Source organism: Bacillus sanguinis, from assembly GCF_018332475.1.
In the GTDB taxonomy this organism is placed as follows: Bacteria; Bacillota; Bacilli; order Bacillales; family Bacillaceae_G; genus Bacillus_A; species Bacillus_A sanguinis.
On sequence record NZ_BOQB01000488.1, the window covers coordinates 1 to 1,622 of the forward strand.

Below are 1,622 nucleotides of genomic sequence, written 5' to 3' on the forward strand. Positions count from 1 at the left end.
TGTTGCATGCAAATATAAGTATAATAGTTAGAATGTTTCGATAAAGACGAGTTCGAATTATGTATATTGAAATAATAAGCGCTTTCATTGATATTATACAACAATATAACGGAATATAGTATAAAAAATAAAAAATTATGAATTTATCGTAAACTTTATTTAGATAGTGTTAAATATCGAAAGGAAAGTGAAGGATTTCTACAAAAAAAGTTGCTAAACATAAAAAATGCTTTATAAACAGTTAGTTTCTATAAATATGCCGAAAAACACCGTAAAACCAATAACACATTTTGCGGAATAAAGGGATAAATGAAATATTTTAAAAGGATAAAACAAATATGAAGATATTAAATTTTAAAAAAAGAGAGGAAGAGATATAGTAACGATTATTTACAGTGTTCCGCGTTTCATTTCAAAATAGACGTGCTGAAAATGAAAAAGTTTCTTCTATATAAATAGAACGAAAAATAAACAAAATGAATGTAAAGGAAGCTTGACGTAAAGTTTCCTTTACGTATATACTCGATATAAGGAAGGAGGGAGAAATTTCCTTGGAAAATAAAATGGTCGAATACCGAAAAAAATTTGGACTATCTCAAGAAAAATTGGCTGAGAAACTTGGAGTTTCTAGGCAAACCATCATTTCAATTGAAAAGGGAAAATACGATCCATCACTTCCGTTAGCATTTGAAATCGCGAAAACATTTCAGACGACGATAGAACATGTATTTATTTATGAAGGAAAAGAAGGGGAGGAGTAAAGATGAACGATTCACAAAAGTACTTCGTTATCATGGGAATTATCTTTCTATTTATGAGTGGATTTATGATACTAACAGGAATAATGACGCATTCTGCACCACCACCAGCAACTTATCCATTACTTGCTATGATGATTATGTGTTTCTGCCTAAGTTATTTACACCCACAATTTAAAGAAAAAGATGAGCGAATGAAACTCATTCGTTATAAAGGAATGTTCGTAACCTTTTTTGCCTTAATAGCATATTATCTTCTTTTCTCTTTTGGCTTAAACTTAAAAATACTTACACTATCCGCTACTGAACTATTGAACATACTAATGGCACTTACGATGAGTACAGTTTTTATCTCATTTGTTGTTTTATCGAAAAGATATTAAGATGGAAGAGAGAAAGGAAGATTAACATATGCAAATGATGTATGCTTTTGGCATTGGACTTGTATTATTTCTAGCTGTATTCTTATTTATTCGTAAAGACGTTCAAGGCGGGACGTTAACAAAACGAGGCTTTTATAAAATGATTGGCTGTTTAGTTGTTATGTTTATAGCGATTATCGTCATGATCGTTTTAATAAATCAGTCACTATAGAATGAACCTTACTTGAGTAAGGTTTTTCTTTTTGTTATAAAATCCGAAAATTCCCACTAAATCCATTTACTACATATAATCGATATTATATAATTTAATAAAATGATAGATAGGGAGCATAGTATATGAATAAAAAAACTATCTTCTTTTTATTAACATGTCTACTACTTATAGCTAGTATTACTTATATAATATGTAACAAACCAGAACCAGTGCCACCTATGTTAGTATGGGAGGGGCAGGAATACTACGTAACGCATGAACCTGCCG

Annotated in this window: 3 protein-coding genes; all 3 read left to right on the top strand. The window is 30.1% G+C overall.

The genetic code is table 11. The features are described 5' to 3' along the window. The first annotated feature begins 551 nt into the window (after positions 1-551). The 3 genes from KI369_RS27905 to KI369_RS27915 are packed head-to-tail and all read left to right on the top strand — an operon-like array spanning position 552 to position 1,352. On the top strand, positions 552-761 hold the full coding sequence (locus KI369_RS27905; protein ID WP_000428510.1) for a helix-turn-helix transcriptional regulator: 210 nt from the start codon (positions 552-554) through the stop codon (positions 759-761). Between the two features lie 2 nt (positions 762-763). Next, positions 764-1,141, top strand: a complete 378-nt coding sequence (locus KI369_RS27910; protein WP_212958883.1) for a permease — start codon at positions 764-766, stop codon at positions 1,139-1,141. 28 nt (positions 1,142-1,169) lie between these two features. Then, positions 1,170-1,352, top strand: a complete 183-nt coding sequence (locus KI369_RS27915; protein ID WP_001178300.1) for a DUF3976 domain-containing protein — start codon at positions 1,170-1,172, stop codon at positions 1,350-1,352. Positions 1,353-1,622: the final 270 nt, after the last annotated feature.